Source organism: Devosia psychrophila, assembly GCF_000971275.1.
GTDB classification, from domain to species: Bacteria; Pseudomonadota; Alphaproteobacteria; order Rhizobiales; family Devosiaceae; genus Devosia; species Devosia psychrophila.
The window spans coordinates 1-13,935 of sequence record NZ_LAPV01000149.1; the positions used below are offsets into that span (position 1 = coordinate 1).

The following is a 13,935-nucleotide window of genomic DNA, read 5'->3' on the forward strand; positions in this document are numbered from 1 at the left end:
CGGTACCCCCACCCAACCTCCCCCGTTGAGGGGGAGGTGTCGCATCGAGAATGCGGCCGACCCGGTGCTCACGCCGCATGACCTACATCCCCCGCAGACCCACCATTCTGTCCCGCACCCCGTGGTGGCTGCTCGCCATCGCCTTGCTGTTCGTGCTCGGCCTCTGGGGCATCACCACGGACGCCGCTTATTCCCAGATCTTCCGCGCCCTCAGCGGCGGCGTCATCACCACGCTTTGGGTCACCATCATCGCCTTCGCCGCCGCCACGGCACTGGGCCTCTTGATCGCCATCGCCCGCACCTCCGGCAATCGCATCCTGCGCGAACTCTCCACCTTCTACGTCGAAATCATCCGCGGCATTCCGGTGCTGGTGTTCCTGTTCTACGTCGCCTTCGTCGGCGCACCCGGCCTCGTCAGCGCCGTCAACTGGTTGCTGCAGCCCATCGACGCCACAATCACCATTCGCCAGTTCGACTTCGTCTGGCGGGCCATCCTCGCGCTCACCGTCTGCTATTCCGCCTTCATCGCCGAAATCTTTCGCGCCGGCATCGAATCCGTCGACAGGGGCCAGATCGAGGCCGCCCGCGCCCTCGGCTTTTCGCGCTGGAAATGCTTCCGCCTCGTCACTTTCCCCCAGGCTTTGCGAAACATCCTGCCGCCGCTGGCCAATGATTTCGTCTCCATGGTCAAGGATTCCGCGCTGGTCTCGGCGCTCGGCGTCCAGGACATCACCCAGCTCGGCAAGGTCTATTCATCCGGCAGCTTCCTGTTCTTTGAAACCTACAATGTCGTGGCCTTCCTCTACCTCACCATGACCATTTCGCTGTCCCTGCTGGTCCGCCTCCTCGAACGCCATCTGCACGAAAATACGCGCTGACTCTTGTGCTGGGGCAGGGCGCGGGCCATCTGTGTTTCGCCATAAGGAGCCCTCGCCCATGAACCGCCTCGCTGCCCTCGCAATGACCGCCGCAGTCGCCGTGACGCTTGCCGCCTGTGGCGATAGCCGCGAGGTCGGCAATGTCGGCGTCGACTGGACCGGCAATGACATTTCCATCGATGCAGTTGCCGATCCCGAAGTGGCCGGCGTCACCTGCCACCTGGCCTATTTCAACCGCTCGTTCATCGACCGCGTCAGCCAGGGCAACTGGTTCGAGGACCCGTCCTATTCGGCGCTCGATTGCTCGGTCACCGGCCCCATCACCATCGGCGATATTCAGACCCGCGCCGGCGGCGAGGAAATATTCAAGCAGGGCCGCTCGCTGATCTGGAAGTCGCTGCGCGTAACCCGCGTCTATGACCAGGCCAACAATTCCCTGATCTACCTGGCCCACGCGCGCGAGATTCAGCAAGGCAGCGGCAAGATGAGCCTCTCGGTCATCCCGCTCAACACCGAGCAGGTCACCTGGACCAACGGCGCTCCCGCCAGTCGCTAAGCTCAAATACTGCGTCATGGCACCCGCGTGGAACGCCATGGCGCATTAACCCCGCAGAATATAAAAGCATTTCGCTCGCCACCGCTTCATAGCGGACCATGGAGCACGATATGCTGGACACAGCGCATTTGGGCTTGGGCCCGAGAAGGAAAAGGCAACAACAATGGCAATTCTGATCGGCGATACCGCCCCGGACTTCACCGTGGATTCCACCGAAGGCCCGATTCACTTCTATGATTACATCGAGGGCTCCTGGGCCGTGCTGTTCAGCCACCCCAAGAACTTCACCCCGGTCTGCACCACAGAGCTGGGTTACACCGCCAAGCTGAAGCCGGAATTCGACAAGCGCGGCGTCAAGGTGCTGGGTCTCAGCGTCGACAAGCTGGAAGATCACGGCGCCTGGGCCAAGGACATCGAGGAAACGCAAGGGTCGGCGCTCAATTTCCCGCTGCTGGCCGATACCAAGGGCGAAGTGGCCCGACTCTATGACATGATCCATCCGAACGCCGACAACACGCTGACCGTCCGTTCGGTTTTCGTCATCGGCCCGGATAAAAAGGTCAAGCTCAAGATCGAATACCCGGCCTCCACCGGCCGCAATTTCGATGAAGTGATCCGCGTCATCGACAGCCTGCAGCTGACCACAAAATACTCGGTCGCTACCCCGGTAAACTGGAAAGATGGCGAAGACGTCATCATCGCCGGCTCGGTCTCCAATGAAGCCGCCAAGGAGAAATTCCCGAACGGCTGGAAGGAACCCAAGCCCTACCTGCGAATTGTTCCCCAGCCCCGCGGGTAACATTCCCGCAAATCGTTTTCTCCCTGACAACTAGGCGGTGGTACCAACCACCGCCTTTTTCTTGGCTTGGAGCAGGTCCCCAGAGCTATGCCCGGCAAGGAAGAATACCCCACCCAACCTCCCCCTGAAAAGGGGAGGAGGCGAGCGAATTGATGCTCGATTCAGTCAAAGGGGTGGAGCGAATTCCTCCCCCTCATCAGGGGGACTTCGAACCGGCCGCAGGCAAAATCACGCCAGCGGCGTTATTTTAGGTGAGAAGGCCGTGAGGGCTACGCCCGAATGACAGGTGGGGGTACCCAAGAAAGACTCTTCCATCCGCCTCCTACCCCGCCGCAAAACTCGAATTGGCGTCCTGCGGCCGGATCATCCCGACCATTCGCCAGGCTGCCGCAAGTGCAAGCGCGGCCACCACTGCCCCCAGCACATAGACCGGAACCGTCGCCAGCTTCACCTCATCCGTCGAAACCGCCGCCGCCATTCCGGCCGCATTGGCCGCTACGCCCGCCAGAGCCGCCCCGATGGCATTGCCGGCAGATTGCGTCGTCGGCATCAGCGCCGACGTCCGGTCGCGCTCCCCGTCGCTCGCCGCTTCCATCATGGTCAGGTTGAGGTAGCCGTTGCAGGTGCCAAAGCCCGATCCGATGATCAATTGGCCCACGATCACCACTGCCACCTGGTCCAGTTGCAACCCGGCCATCACCAGCAACAGCCCGGCGCCGATCATCAGCGGTCCCAGCCGGATCAGCAGTTTGCGCGTCTCCTTGCTGCGCACATTGGCAACCGTGACGGCCGACAGGCTCCACGCCACCGCCAACACCGCCGCCAATGCGCCGGCTGCAGTCGGGCCATAGCCCCACATTTCCTGCACAACCAGCACCAGATAGACCGCCGAGCCGGCGCCCGCCACATTGATCAGAAGCACCATCCACAGCCCGGTCCCCACCACCGAGATCGGCCGGAAAGCATCCGGTGGCATCAGCCGGTCGCGCGCCCGCCCATCCAGCCACACGGCGCCCACCAATAGTGCCGCAGCACCCATCAGCAGCCCCGTTGCCGGCAACGGCTGCGCCACACCCGCAATAGCCACCAGCATGATGCCCGCGCCAATCACCAGCAGCCGCAGCCCGGGAAACGTCACCACGGCCCGGTCAGTCGGCGAATGCGCCGGCACCTTCTCCATCACCATGGCGGCAAAAATCAGCACCAGCGGCACATTGACCAGAAACGCCGCGCGCCATGAAACCAGCTCGGTCAGCAACCCCGCCACCGCCGGGCCGCCAAACGCCGCAATGGCCCAGATCATCGCCTGCAACCCAAACACCTTCGGTACCAGCCGCGACGGAAACAGTTCCGGGATCAGCGCAAAGCAGATGGCGGACACGACACCCTCGCCCAGCCCCTGCAGCGCCCGCCCCACTAGCACCTGTTCCATCGACGTCGCCGACCCGGCCACCACAGTGCCAACCAGAAACACCGCCGCCGAAACCAACAGTGCCGTCCGCGCCCCCAGCCGCTGCTTGAGCAGCGCCGCGCCTGACCCGCCGACAATAGCAAACACCAGGAACAGCGTCAGCGCCCAGGAAATCAGAGCCACCCCGCCCATTTCCCGCACCGCCGTCGGCAGCGAAATCGACGCCAGAAACGCATTGAACGCCAGCAGCGCCACGCCAAGGCAAAGGATCAGCGTCACTGGCGCATAGCGCGGCGTAAAAATCTCAGCCCAGCGGCCCTCGACGGAATCCGACATCGCGCAATCCCTATTTAACAAGCAATGACTTGGTATATCGGTGGGGGTGCGAAATCAATTGCTTATTTCTTGTGCAGCCCTTTCCTTCTCCCTCGGGCTAGACCCGAGGGCCACTATCCCACTCACCGCCGCAGCGACTGACAAACCCCATCTTAACCCCCATCACCCATCCTGCCGCCACCACCGAGGATGCCGACCGTGACCACCGCCCCCGCCACCCGCGGCCCAGACCTTCGTATCGTTGCTGCCGTCTTCCTCGTTGCGGTGGTCATCCTCATCACCCGCACCACTTTTGGCCGCGCCGGACTGCCATTTTTTGCCGATACCGATGACGCCATGCGCATGGTCATGGTGCGCGACTTTATCCACGGCCAAAACTGGTACGACCTTACCGCCCATCGGCTGAACACCCCCTGGGGCGCCGAAATTCACTGGTCGCGGCTGGTGGATCTGCCCATCGCCGTTCTGGTTATGGCGTTCACGCCGCTGCTCGGCCTCGACGCCGCCATGGTCGCCGCCGGCTTCGTCTGGCCCATGCTGCTGTTGGCCATGTTGCTTTGGCTCAGCGCCCTGTTGGCCAATCGCCTCGTCGGCCCCGAAGGTGTGCTGCCCGCCGTCATCCTGCCGGTACTCAGTCCCGCCATCACCGCCGAATTTACCCCCGGCCGCGTCGACCATCATAACGTCATTATCCTGCTGACGCTGGCCATGCTCTGGACTGCCGTCGAAGCGCTGCGCCGTCCGCGCTTCGCCATTCTCTGCGGCTTCTTCGCTGCGACCGCCCTGGCCATCGCCACCGAATCCCTGCCGCCGATCGGCGCCGCCATCGCCGTCATGGGTCTGGCTTGGGTCGTCAACCCGGCCCGCGCCGCCACCATGCGCGCCTTCGGGCTCAGCTTTGCCCTGTCGGCACTGGTTCACCTCGCCATCTTCCGGCCGCCGTCGCGCTGGATGGAAGCGGCCTGCGACGTCATCTCGCCCTTTTATGTCGGCATCGCGCTGGTGGTCGGCGTGGCGTTTGCCCTCGCCAGCCTGTTGCCTCTCCGTGCCCCATGGCAGCGCTTGGCGGTGCTCGCCGCATTGGGCCTCGCCGGTCTGGCAATCATGGTCGCGCTCTATCCGGAATGCCTCAAGGGGCCCTACGGCGGGCTCGATCCATGGCTGCAAGCCAACTGGATCGCCGGCATCATCGAGGCGCGCCCTTGGTTTGCCACCATCGGCGAGTTGCCGGCCTATGCGGTTTCCGTCGGCCTGCCGGCCTTGCTCGCCGTGATCGTCGTCATCGCCCGCCTCTGGTACGTCAGGACAGACCGCGACGAATGGGCGGCTGTGCTGATCTTTCTCCTCGCCACTTCGCTCATCATGCTGATCCAGGTCCGCGGCGCCCGCCTCGCCATCATGCCGGCCATGCCCGCCGCCGCCTGGTTGATCGTGTCGACCCGCGGTCGCTATCTCGCCAATCCGCGCATCCCGCAAATCGCCGGCCTCGTCTTCAGCTGGCTGGCATTTGCCGGCGTGGTCCTGTCATTGCTGGTCACCGCCGTGGTGAATGTGATGCCCGGCACGGCCCAGGCCGTGTCCGAGCTCCGCGCCAATAAGGAACTCTGCTTGGTCCCCTCGGCCTTCGCCGAGCTGGCTGCCATCCCGCCCGAGCGCATCATGTCGCCGGTCGATCTCGGCGCCCACCTGATGCTCTATACCCCGCACGAGGTCGTCTCGGCTCCGTACCATCGCAACCAGCGCGGCGTCCGCGACACCTTCCGCTTCTTCAGCGACCCTATCGCCGAGGCGCGCGCCATTCTGACCGAGCGCGGCATCGGCCTCGTCGTGCTCTGCCCCGCGATGCCCGAAGTCCTCGGCATGAACGACCGCGCCCCCGACAGCTTCGCCAATCTCTACGCCGCGGGAAACCTGCCCGACTGGCTCGTCGACGTCAGCCTGCCCGACAGCCCGCTACAGGTGTTCTCGGTTTTGCCGGAGTAAGAATGCCCGTACCTGGCGCCCCTTGAAAAGGGGGAGGAATTTGGCCGGTGGGTGAGGTGAGATAGTGGCTCGTACTCGATAGAGTCCCTCCTCCTCATCAGGGGGAGGCTAGGGGGGGTGCTTTCTAAGAAGCAAACACTTCCTTCCTGCCTCGGGCTCGACCCGAGGCCACTGCCAACCCAGTGGTTTGGCGAAACTGCGCAGTCACTCCCTACAACCCCAGCTCCGCCCTAACCGTCTTGCTCAGCTTCCCCGCGATGATCCGATACGCCTCCCGCACATAGGCTTCCACCTCGTCGCCTCTCAGCGGACTCTCCACCGAAATCGCCACCCATCCCGCCCGCGCAAAATACGGCGCCGGCCGCACGCCATCCAATTCCGTCAGCAGCTCAAACGCCATTTCGGAAACCTTGAGCCAAACTTCGCCGGGATCGCGATCGAGCAGCGCAAAAATCTTGCCGCCGACTTTGGCAACGGAGTCATCGCGCCACTGCCGCACCAAAGTCGTCTTCGGCAGCGTCAGAACAAACGCCTCAAAGCCGTCGCGTCGCATGATGTCAGGATAGGGTGAGCTCAATGTGAACACTCTGCTAACGAAAAAACGCCGATCCGTGACTGGACCGGCGTTCATAATCAGTTATTTTCGTTCAGAAACGACTATTCTGCAGCGACGCCGACCCCGATCGGGCAGCTCACCCCAGTGCCCTGCAAACCGCAGTAACCGCGCGGATTTTTCGCCAGGTACTGCTGGTGATAAGTCTCGGCATAAAAGAACTCGGCGGCCGGGGATATCTCGGTGGTGATATGTCCGAGGCCCTGCTTACGGAGCGCTGCCTGATAGGCCTCGCGGCTCTGCTCGACCACGGCCGCCTGTTCGGGCGTCGTGGTATAGATAGCCGAGCGGTACTGCGTGCCGACGTCATTGCCCTGGCGCATGCCTTCGGTCGGATTATGCTCTTCCCAGAAGGTCTTCAGCAGCTTTTCGAGGCTGGTCTGGCTCGAGTCATAGACCACCTTGACCGCTTCGGTATGGCCGGTCTGGCCTGAGCAGACTTCGTCGTAGCTCGGGTTCGGCGTCGAGCCGCCCTGGTAGCCAACGGCGGTCACGATGACGCCCGGCAGCTCCCAGAACAGGCGCTCTGCGCCCCAGAAGCAGCCAAGGCCGAAATAGATTGTCTCGGCGCCGGCGGGGTAGGGCCCCGTGAGGCTCTGGCCGTTGACGAAATGCTCGCTGGTCACGCTCATCGCATTGCTGCGGCCCGGCAAGGCCTGGGCAGAGGTCGGAACCATGGTGGGTTTGGATTTGAAGAACATGAGTTTTTCTTCCTTTCAGCCCGTCATTCGTACTGACAGGCTCGGTGGTTACACGTCGCGTCTAGATCTGGTCGGCCCGCAGGAACCGCTCGCGGCGTGGCGCGCGACCCAGCAGGGCGAGCAGGATGCCCGGCACGCCAAACACAGCAAAGGCCGGATAGTCCAGCACGGCCTTCAGCGCCACATCGAGCAATTGGGCAAAGAACCGGCTGTCGAAAAATCCTTCGACGGCGTCAAGGCTCGGCGGGTGCACCGATGTCCAAAGATCCGCCAGACTTGTAAACATCAGCGCATTGGCGCCCAGCGATTTGGTGCCGTCGACAACCAGCAGGACCAGCGCCAGACCGATCAGCCAAGTGCCGGCAATTCTCAGGATAAGCCGCATTCTATTTCCCTGTGCCTCAGGGGATAAGTTGGGGTTGGCCCACCCGTTCCACCCCGTGCACAAGTTCTTTTGTGACACGCACGAGGGTCCACTCACAAGGTGGTAACCCTTTGCCGCAAAAAACAATCGTCATCAAGACGTCGTGCTCCCTTGCGCCGGGGGCGATGATAAGTATATTGCGCCTCGCTCACGTCGGCCAACCAGCCGGCCCCTCCGGCGTTTCCAGCCCGGGGATAGAGCACTGCGGAGAGATGGCCGAGTGGTCGAAGGCGCACGCCTGGAAAGTGTGTAGGCGGGGAACCGTCTCAAGGGTTCGAATCCCTTTCTCTCCGCCACTTACCCTTGTGCTGCGGGGCTCGCAGCGCTGTCACTGCAGTCCAACACCCGGTTTGACTCCCGCATTGTCCGACATAGCGCCGACTTGCATAATGCGGATCGCTCCAGTCTAAGAGAGGAGCGATCCTTTCAAGCTAACAAGCAGTCGTCTACGCTGTCCAAGTAGCGGACAGCGTCTCAGCCTGCTCCAGTACAGTCTGCGTGGCCTTTTCCTGCTTGCCCGGTGGGTAACCATGCTTTCTCAGGATGCGCTTCACGAGCACACGCAAATTTGCCCGCACGTTTTCGCGCACCGTCCAGTCGATAGTGACATTGGCGCGGACGGTCTTTACCAACTCCCGCGCGATGGCTCTGAGCGCCTCATCCCCCAAGATCGTCACAGCGCTATCGTCAGTCTCCAGCGCGTCGTAGAAGGCGACCTCGTCGTCGCTGAGGCCCATCTCCTCGCCACGTTTTGATGCCTCTCGCATGACCTTGGCGAGTTGAACAAGTTCCTCAATCACCTTGGCAGTCTCGATTGCGCGATTCTGGTAGCGTCGCAGAGATTGTTCTAGCATCTCGGAAAAAGAGCGTGCCTGGACGACATTGCGGCGTTCACGCGTCTTGATCTCGCTCTTCAGCAGTCGTTCGAGCAGTTCGACGGCAAGATTGCGTTGCGGCATGCCACGCACCTCGGCCAAAAACTCGTCCGAGAGAATGGAGATGTCCGGCTTCTTCAGCCCTGCTGCGGCGAAAATATCGATGACCTCGTCCGACAGCATTGCATTGGACACTATCTGCCGTATGGCATGATCGAGATCCTCATCCGAGCGCTGCCCCTCGCCGGTCGTCTTCACAAGAGCTGATCGAACAGCCTGGAAGAAATGCGTGGGCACGGGCTCATGCAGGCGATTGCCCGCGTAAACCGCGTCTTCCGGGACAAGCCGGGGGGCCTTGTAGTCGACTATCTCGGGCTCGCTGACGAATTACGGCAGGCGCTGGCGCTTTACACCGATGCGGGTGGAACTGGCCGGGCTGCGATCGACCAAGCAGACGCGATCGCCCTGATGCGCGAAAAATACGAGGTCTGCCTCGGTCTGTTCCACGGCTTCGACTGGTCGCACTGGACAGAAGGGACGGCTGGACAAAAGCTTTCGCTGCTTCCGCCGGCGCAGGAACACATACTGGCGCAGGAGGATGGCAAGAGCCGCTTCACACGAGCCGTGACCGAATTGTCTCAAGCGTTCGCCCTTGCGGTTCCTGCTGATGCCGCCATTGAGATCCGTGACGATGTGGGTTGGCTTGTCGAGATACATGGTATGCAGGCTCGGAGCGTCGAAGCCGGTAAGCCACATATCGCGAACGATCACGACTTTGAATGGGTCGGAGGCATCGCGAAACCGATCCGCAAGCTTTTCGCGACGCGCTTTGTTGCGGATAAGCACTCGTGTCTGGTCATTGATGAGCTGGGAAAAACTAATCCGATTCTCCATCACACGGCCTCCGCCGCAATCAGAAATTTGGTCAGCGTCTTGCAGATCGCATCGAGGTAGGCCTCGGCATCTTCCGCTCCCCAGAAGGTCACATTGCCCACCATGCTGCTGTAGCATTTGAGGAAGACGTTACGCGTACAAAGCGGCACGAAGGTGCCGGCCTGATCGTTCTTCAGCAGGATGTTGCGTTTGACCGCAAAGACCGAGTTCTTATAGGCCCGGTTGGTGCTGCTATCGAGCAGGGTTAGGTTCGACAACCCATCGCCGCCACCCTCGCTGGCCTCGTTGAAAAAGGACAGGATTTGACTATCGATCGTTTCAAAGCTCATGTCCTTGCTCTTGCTGGTGGCCATTTCGAGATAGGCGTCGATGACGCTCAAAAGGGCAGCAGCTTCAGGCCGCTTGTCGGTCTTGAGATAGGCGCTGCAATGGCTCAGCCAGGCACTTTGGGCGCGTGGGTCATCGGGGCGACTGTCGCTAACCGAGCGGATGTGCTCCACGTCCCAGATCTCTTTCTTGAAACTGTCGAACTGGAAGCGAATGTTGGAATTGGAGTTTTCCAGTAATGTCGCCATGTTGAATAACAGCAGAAGCTTGCGCACCTTTTCCAGATTGCCGTAGCTGGCTTCATTGCTTTGCTGCTCTACCATCGCGCCGATTTCTGCGGCCGGCATAGGATTCACACCGAAAGCGATGCGCAGTACGTGGTCGCGCAAGCTAGCCTTGAACGCCGCTTTGGATAGCTGCGCGCTATGCTCCAGCAAGTTGCCGATCGTGGATTCATTGCGCGGCGTGTGATGCAGGATGAAGCCGATTACATGATACAGGTACCGGTCCTCGTACCACTCTTCGAGCGCTTGGAAGATGTCGTTGACGCTTTTCCAGGTCTGCTCGGTATTGCCCTCGTGCTTCATCGCCATGGCGAAGTGGGTGAAGGCCGCGTGATCGTCGCCGGCATCACCGCGATCCCAGAGTTTGGCGGCCAGATTAAAGATCAGCGTGATCCGGTTGACCGCTTCCCCTGAGCTCTGCAGAAAATACCAGAAGGCATTGTCCTGAAGGCTGTGCTCGATCCTGTCCCACTGAAAGGCGATGCGCATGCCAAGCGCACCGCTCGCGTCATCCTTTGCAGCGGATCGCAGAAACAGAGCGCGGACCAACTCGGACTCGGTCAAAGGAATCTTGCCCATATTGAGCCGGGTGAAAGCTGCGATGGCATCCTCCTCCGGTGGCAACTCATACCAGATCACCCGGACTTCAGGGCTGACCCCATCGCTATTTAGCAGGTGTTGAATCAGCTTGAGCGACTGTCCCGGATTGTCTTTGCTCCAGTCCTTTACGGCTCTGCGCGCTTCGAAAATATGAAAGAAGTCGACGTTATTGTCTGCCTTGGCCTCGTCCATGCTGCGCAGGAAATCGGCGTCTCGCATTCGGGTCTCGTAGTCGATCTCGAAATTGGCGTGCCCGAGCTCCGTCACCCAATTTTCGAGGCATGCGAGGATGACGTAGATGGTGGTCAGCCGTTGCTGGCCGTCGACGACTTCATAGCCGCCATCCTCCATCTTCTTTACCACCAGCGGCTGCAAGCAATAGAATTGTCCGGCCGGTCGACCCAGGCTATCCCTCAGGAAGTCCCGGATGTCGTCCAGCAACTGGAAGACTTGCGTCCTGGTCCAACGGTAACCGCGCTGATAAGCTGGAATCCAATATTTCGCCGGGCCTCCATGCTCGTCGGTCAACAGGCGCGCAACGGATCGCAGTTCGATAGCTGCACTGGCATGAGGCATCTGACTCTCCGGACGGTTATTTCGCACTATGCGGGGTCTAAGCCGAAGCGGCGAGGATTGATACTTGGCTTAGCGGCAACTTCTCGGGCGAGCATCAGAACCAGCAATTCAGGCTAGACTACCCTCAAAATCCTAGCCTTGCGCGCGGTAACAACGCAAACCGGCCGGCGTCAGTAGATCGATCCACAAAACACTGAACGGGGCAGCACAGCCAAGGGTCTGGGCAAAGCTGCGTGACCCGGCAGCGCTCGATCGTGCCATTGAGACCATGGGCCGGCGCAGAGGCGGAGCGTCTGTCCAGGACCAGTGATCGCCTGCATGGCGCTCGATACGAAGCGGTTTACGTTTCGAGGTGGACTTGAGGCGCTTCGCGACTTTCAGACCCTCGTGGCTCAGCCCGATCCGCAGATCGCGATCGGTTCGGCCATTGAACAGGCTGTGACGGAGGCAACAGCTTGAGCAGCCCTGCAATGTTTCATGCACTGTGCGGGCCTCCATCGCAGCGTTCGTTTGGGGACTGGGTGGTCGAGCTGGAAAATACATCCTCAACGCGAAAAATTAGGGGGCGGGAGGCTGAACTGGCCCTTTATGAAGGGTTCTGACCTGAAAATTTTATTCAGGAGGTCTCAAGTGCCTAAAGAACACCGCATAATGCCAGCCGTTGCTGACCCCATTTTGATGAGTTCGCTCGTTGTGTCTCGCGATTTCGATCTGGGTACTTACAATCTACCCCCACACCCTCCAATGCCCCTTAAAGACGAACACTCTAGCGTTCTCCAGCTGCTGGCTGGCGAATTTGAGCAGCAGGTTAGAGCCATTTGGGCGGGAAACAAGCTAAGCGAGTATCTCTGTGCAACAGACGCAAGGCGTCACGTTTGGCACTCATGGTTGTCAGGTCCGCTCAACAACTCTCTTGACCGGAATCGCAGCAGCATGGCCTTGGCACACAAGCTGCTCACCTACACGCGTGGCCGCGACTTAATTTTTCATGCGTACGGCATCGTTCCACAAGGCGTCATGCGGGCGCTTGCAAAGCTCGGTGCGGTTGCCCGATCTGCCGATGTTTATAAATGCTTGATTAAGGTGCTGCTGGCCAACGATAAAGCCGTCGCCAAGCTAATGCATCACGTTCCCCGCATCGAAGACGAGACTATTCGTGGGCTGGCCATGCTGCCGCCGGGCATGACAACAAAATCGACCCTGGACTTGTTCCGCAGTGGGCGTGTTCCCGGTCAAGCACTAGGCTATTTTTGCTGGACTTTGCGGCGGCTTGAGCAGCTTGCAGGGGCCGAGGTCATTGCTCAAATCCTACAAGCACCTGTACCACTAGTCGAAATGCGGAGGGTTGTGCTCGCAATGGCGTTTCCTGAGGCTCCTTGGCCCGGAACGACTGAACTAAAACCATTAAGAAGCGAATCCGCGCTCTACGAGGCCGCCGCGATGTTCAACAACTGCTTGACTGGATCAAGGGTCCGCAGTGACGCTGTTTTAAAGGTGCTGAGCGGTCGGTGCTACTTTTATCTTTGGGAGGGCGAGGAGCGCGCTTTGCTTAGGTTCGAGCCATTGGGCACAGTCGGCTGGTATCTTGAAGAAATACGGGGGGTACAGAACCGTTCACTCTCACCCAAGACCTCGGCAGAGATCGCATCCACTTTAACAGAAAGCGCAATACTGGCTCCAGTGTCATCAGAAGATTGGGTGCTTTCGACTGGAGAACCATACTGGGATTTTGATTAACTGCTGTAGGAAATCGGGTTTCTGAGGCCACCCCAACCCGGTGGAAATTTGGAGCTGGAGTCAAGGCCTAAGTTATTTACGAGGCCTGACGTTGAGTTCAGGGGAAGGTGTGCGCTTGGTCGCAGGCTCAGCTTTTGCCTTCATGTCAGGCAAATTTATAGCACGAGGCACCAATTTCATTGTCGCTTGACCCGGCCCCCATCCGCCAAGGCGCGACGCGCGTCCCGTGCTTTGTCCCGAGCTTCCTCGAGAGTAAAGTCTGCAACGCTGCCCAACCCGGTAATCCCCCCGTTTTTAACGGGGCTCTTCGGTAGAATTTACGCAGCCATTGCCAATTTCTGGGCGGGTGTTATGCCGCCGATGCCCATATTGGGCCGCTCATTGTTATAGGTCCATAGCCATTGCGTGGCGAACTCCTGGGCCTGCTGGATGGTTTCGATGATGTATTGGTCGAGCCATTCGTGCCTGACCGTGCGGTTGTAGCGTTCCACATAGGCGTTCTGCTGGGGCTTGCCGGGCTGGATGTGACGCAAGGCAATGCCTTGGCTTTGCGCCCACGCCATGAGTTTGCCACTGACATATTCCGGGCCGTTGTCGACCCTGATTGCCAATGGCTTGCCGCGCCATTCGATGATCTGGTTCAGACTACGAATGACCCGTTCGGCGGGGAGCGAGAAATCCACCTCGATGCCCAATCCCTCGCGGTTGAAGTCGTCGATGACATTGAGGAGCCGGAACTGTCGGCCGTCTCCCAAATGGTCCGCCATAAAGTCCATGGACCAGACCATGTTTGGCGCAGCGGGCACCGCCAAAGCATCCGGTTTGTCTCGCTTCAACCGCCTGCGCGGCTTGATCCTGAGGTTCAGCTCCAGCTCACGGTAGATGCGGTAAACGCGCTTGTGGTTCCAGACATGTCCCCGCACGTTACGCAGATACAGGAA

Annotated in this window: 13 protein-coding genes, 1 tRNA gene and 2 pseudogenes; 8 read left to right on the forward strand and 8 right to left on the reverse strand. The window is 60.3% G+C overall.

Annotation, left to right across the window (positions count from 1 at the left end; genetic code table 11):
- Positions 1–77: 77 nt before the first annotated feature.
- The 3 genes from WH91_RS16850 (at position 78) to WH91_RS16860 (ending at position 2,233) form a co-directional block, all read left to right on the forward strand.
- The gene (locus WH91_RS16850) at positions 78–878 is read left to right on the forward strand and encodes an amino acid ABC transporter permease (protein WP_046172181.1); all 801 of its coding nucleotides are present in this window, start codon (positions 78–80) and stop codon (positions 876–878) included.
- A gap of 58 nt (positions 879–936) precedes the next feature.
- Positions 937–1,434: a CreA family protein gene (locus WH91_RS16855; RefSeq protein WP_046172182.1), complete on the forward strand. Its 498-nt coding sequence runs from the start codon at positions 937–939 to the stop codon at positions 1,432–1,434.
- 163 nt (positions 1,435–1,597) lie between these two features.
- Positions 1,598–2,233, forward strand: coding sequence for a peroxiredoxin (locus WH91_RS16860; protein ID WP_046172183.1), 636 nt, complete (start codon positions 1,598–1,600; stop codon positions 2,231–2,233).
- Between the two features lie 322 nt (positions 2,234–2,555).
- Here the strand turns inward: WH91_RS16860 and WH91_RS16865 are convergent, their stop codons facing one another.
- The gene (locus tag WH91_RS16865) at positions 2,556–3,980 is read right to left on the reverse strand and encodes an MFS transporter (protein ID WP_046172184.1); all 1,425 of its coding nucleotides are present in this window, start codon (positions 3,978–3,980) and stop codon (positions 2,556–2,558) included.
- Positions 3,981–4,178: 198 nt separating this feature from the next.
- On the opposite strand from WH91_RS16865, the gene WH91_RS16870 reads away from it, so the two are divergent.
- A complete protein-coding gene (locus WH91_RS16870; protein WP_143078190.1) occupies positions 4,179–5,963 on the forward strand; it encodes a hypothetical protein in 1,785 nt (594 codons plus the stop codon).
- Between the two features lie 211 nt (positions 5,964–6,174).
- Here WH91_RS16870 and WH91_RS16875 read toward each other — a convergent pair whose 3' ends face one another.
- The 3 genes from WH91_RS16875 to WH91_RS16885 all read right to left on the reverse strand — a co-directional run bounded on the left by WH91_RS16875 (position 6,175) and on the right by WH91_RS16885 (position 7,662).
- Positions 6,175–6,540, reverse strand: a complete 366-nt coding sequence (locus WH91_RS16875; RefSeq protein WP_158409589.1) for an MmcQ/YjbR family DNA-binding protein — start codon at positions 6,538–6,540, stop codon at positions 6,175–6,177.
- 80 nt (positions 6,541–6,620) lie between these two features.
- Entirely contained in the window at positions 6,621–7,277 is a 657-nt protein-coding gene (msrA, locus tag WH91_RS16880) for a peptide-methionine (S)-S-oxide reductase MsrA (RefSeq protein WP_046172187.1), read from the reverse strand.
- A gap of 61 nt (positions 7,278–7,338) precedes the next feature.
- Positions 7,339–7,662 carry a hypothetical protein gene (locus WH91_RS16885; RefSeq protein ID WP_046172188.1) on the reverse strand — a complete coding sequence of 108 codons (324 nt, stop codon included), beginning with the start codon at positions 7,660–7,662 and terminating at the stop codon, positions 7,339–7,341.
- A 245-nt stretch (positions 7,663–7,907) separates the two neighbouring features.
- On the opposite strand from WH91_RS16885, the gene WH91_RS16890 reads away from it, so the two are divergent.
- Positions 7,908–7,997 (forward strand) — tRNA-Ser (locus tag WH91_RS16890).
- A 150-nt stretch (positions 7,998–8,147) separates the two neighbouring features.
- On the opposite strand, the gene WH91_RS22745 is transcribed toward WH91_RS16890, so the two are convergent.
- Positions 8,148–8,873, reverse strand: a complete 726-nt coding sequence (locus WH91_RS22745; RefSeq protein ID WP_199533536.1) for a DUF3387 domain-containing protein — start codon at positions 8,871–8,873, stop codon at positions 8,148–8,150.
- 6 nt (positions 8,874–8,879) lie between these two features.
- On the opposite strand from WH91_RS22745, the pseudogene WH91_RS26215 reads away from it, so the two are divergent.
- Positions 8,880–9,296 (forward strand): annotated as a pseudogene (locus WH91_RS26215) (type I restriction enzyme endonuclease domain-containing protein); the annotation flags it as partial.
- A gap of 33 nt (positions 9,297–9,329) precedes the next feature.
- Here WH91_RS26215 and WH91_RS26220 read toward each other — a convergent pair.
- Together WH91_RS26220 and WH91_RS16900 are read right to left on the reverse strand one after the other, a co-directional pair.
- A pseudogene (locus tag WH91_RS26220) lies at positions 9,330–9,587 on the reverse strand (hypothetical protein); the annotation flags it as partial.
- Positions 9,470–11,257, reverse strand: coding sequence for a DUF262 domain-containing protein (locus WH91_RS16900; protein WP_046172189.1), 1,788 nt, complete (start codon positions 11,255–11,257; stop codon positions 9,470–9,472). The gene WH91_RS16900 and the pseudogene WH91_RS26220, both read right to left, overlap by 118 nt.
- A 318-nt stretch (positions 11,258–11,575) precedes the next feature.
- On the opposite strand from WH91_RS16900, the gene WH91_RS24730 reads away from it, so the two are divergent.
- Entirely contained in the window at positions 11,576–11,716 is a 141-nt protein-coding gene (locus WH91_RS24730; RefSeq protein ID WP_158409590.1) for a hypothetical protein, read from the forward strand.
- 474 nt (positions 11,717–12,190) lie between these two features.
- Positions 12,191–12,994, forward strand: a complete 804-nt coding sequence (locus tag WH91_RS16905; protein ID WP_144408383.1) for a hypothetical protein — start codon at positions 12,191–12,193, stop codon at positions 12,992–12,994.
- 317 nt (positions 12,995–13,311) lie between these two features.
- On the opposite strand, the gene WH91_RS16910 is transcribed toward WH91_RS16905, so the two are convergent.
- Positions 13,312–13,935 (reverse strand): IS3 family transposase (locus WH91_RS16910; RefSeq protein WP_046172191.1); only part of this gene is annotated, 624 nt, incomplete at its 5' end.

What these genes read in the sequence shown, in the direction of transcription:
- WH91_RS16850 (WP_046172181.1), top strand. Translation starts at nt 78, where the DNA reads ATGACCTACATCCCCCGCAGACCCACCATTCTGTCCCGCACCCCGTGG.
- WH91_RS16855 (WP_046172182.1), top strand. Translation starts at nt 937, where the DNA reads ATGAACCGCCTCGCTGCCCTCGCAATGACCGCCGCAGTCGCCGTGACG.
- WH91_RS16860 (WP_046172183.1), top strand. Translation starts at nt 1,598, where the DNA reads ATGGCAATTCTGATCGGCGATACCGCCCCGGACTTCACCGTGGATTCC.
- WH91_RS16865 (WP_046172184.1), bottom strand. Translation starts at nt 3,980, where the DNA reads ATGTCGGATTCCGTCGAGGGCCGCTGGGCTGAGATTTTTACGCCGCGC.
- msrA (WP_046172187.1), bottom strand. Translation starts at nt 7,277, where the DNA reads ATGTTCTTCAAATCCAAACCCACCATGGTTCCGACCTCTGCCCAGGCC.
- WH91_RS16885 (WP_046172188.1), bottom strand. Translation starts at nt 7,662, where the DNA reads ATGCGGCTTATCCTGAGAATTGCCGGCACTTGGCTGATCGGTCTGGCG.
- WH91_RS16900 (WP_046172189.1), bottom strand. Translation starts at nt 11,257, where the DNA reads ATGCCTCATGCCAGTGCAGCTATCGAACTGCGATCCGTTGCGCGCCTG.
- WH91_RS24730 (WP_158409590.1), top strand. Translation starts at nt 11,576, where the DNA reads ATGGCGCTCGATACGAAGCGGTTTACGTTTCGAGGTGGACTTGAGGCG.
- WH91_RS16905 (WP_144408383.1), top strand. Translation starts at nt 12,191, where the DNA reads ATGGCCTTGGCACACAAGCTGCTCACCTACACGCGTGGCCGCGACTTA.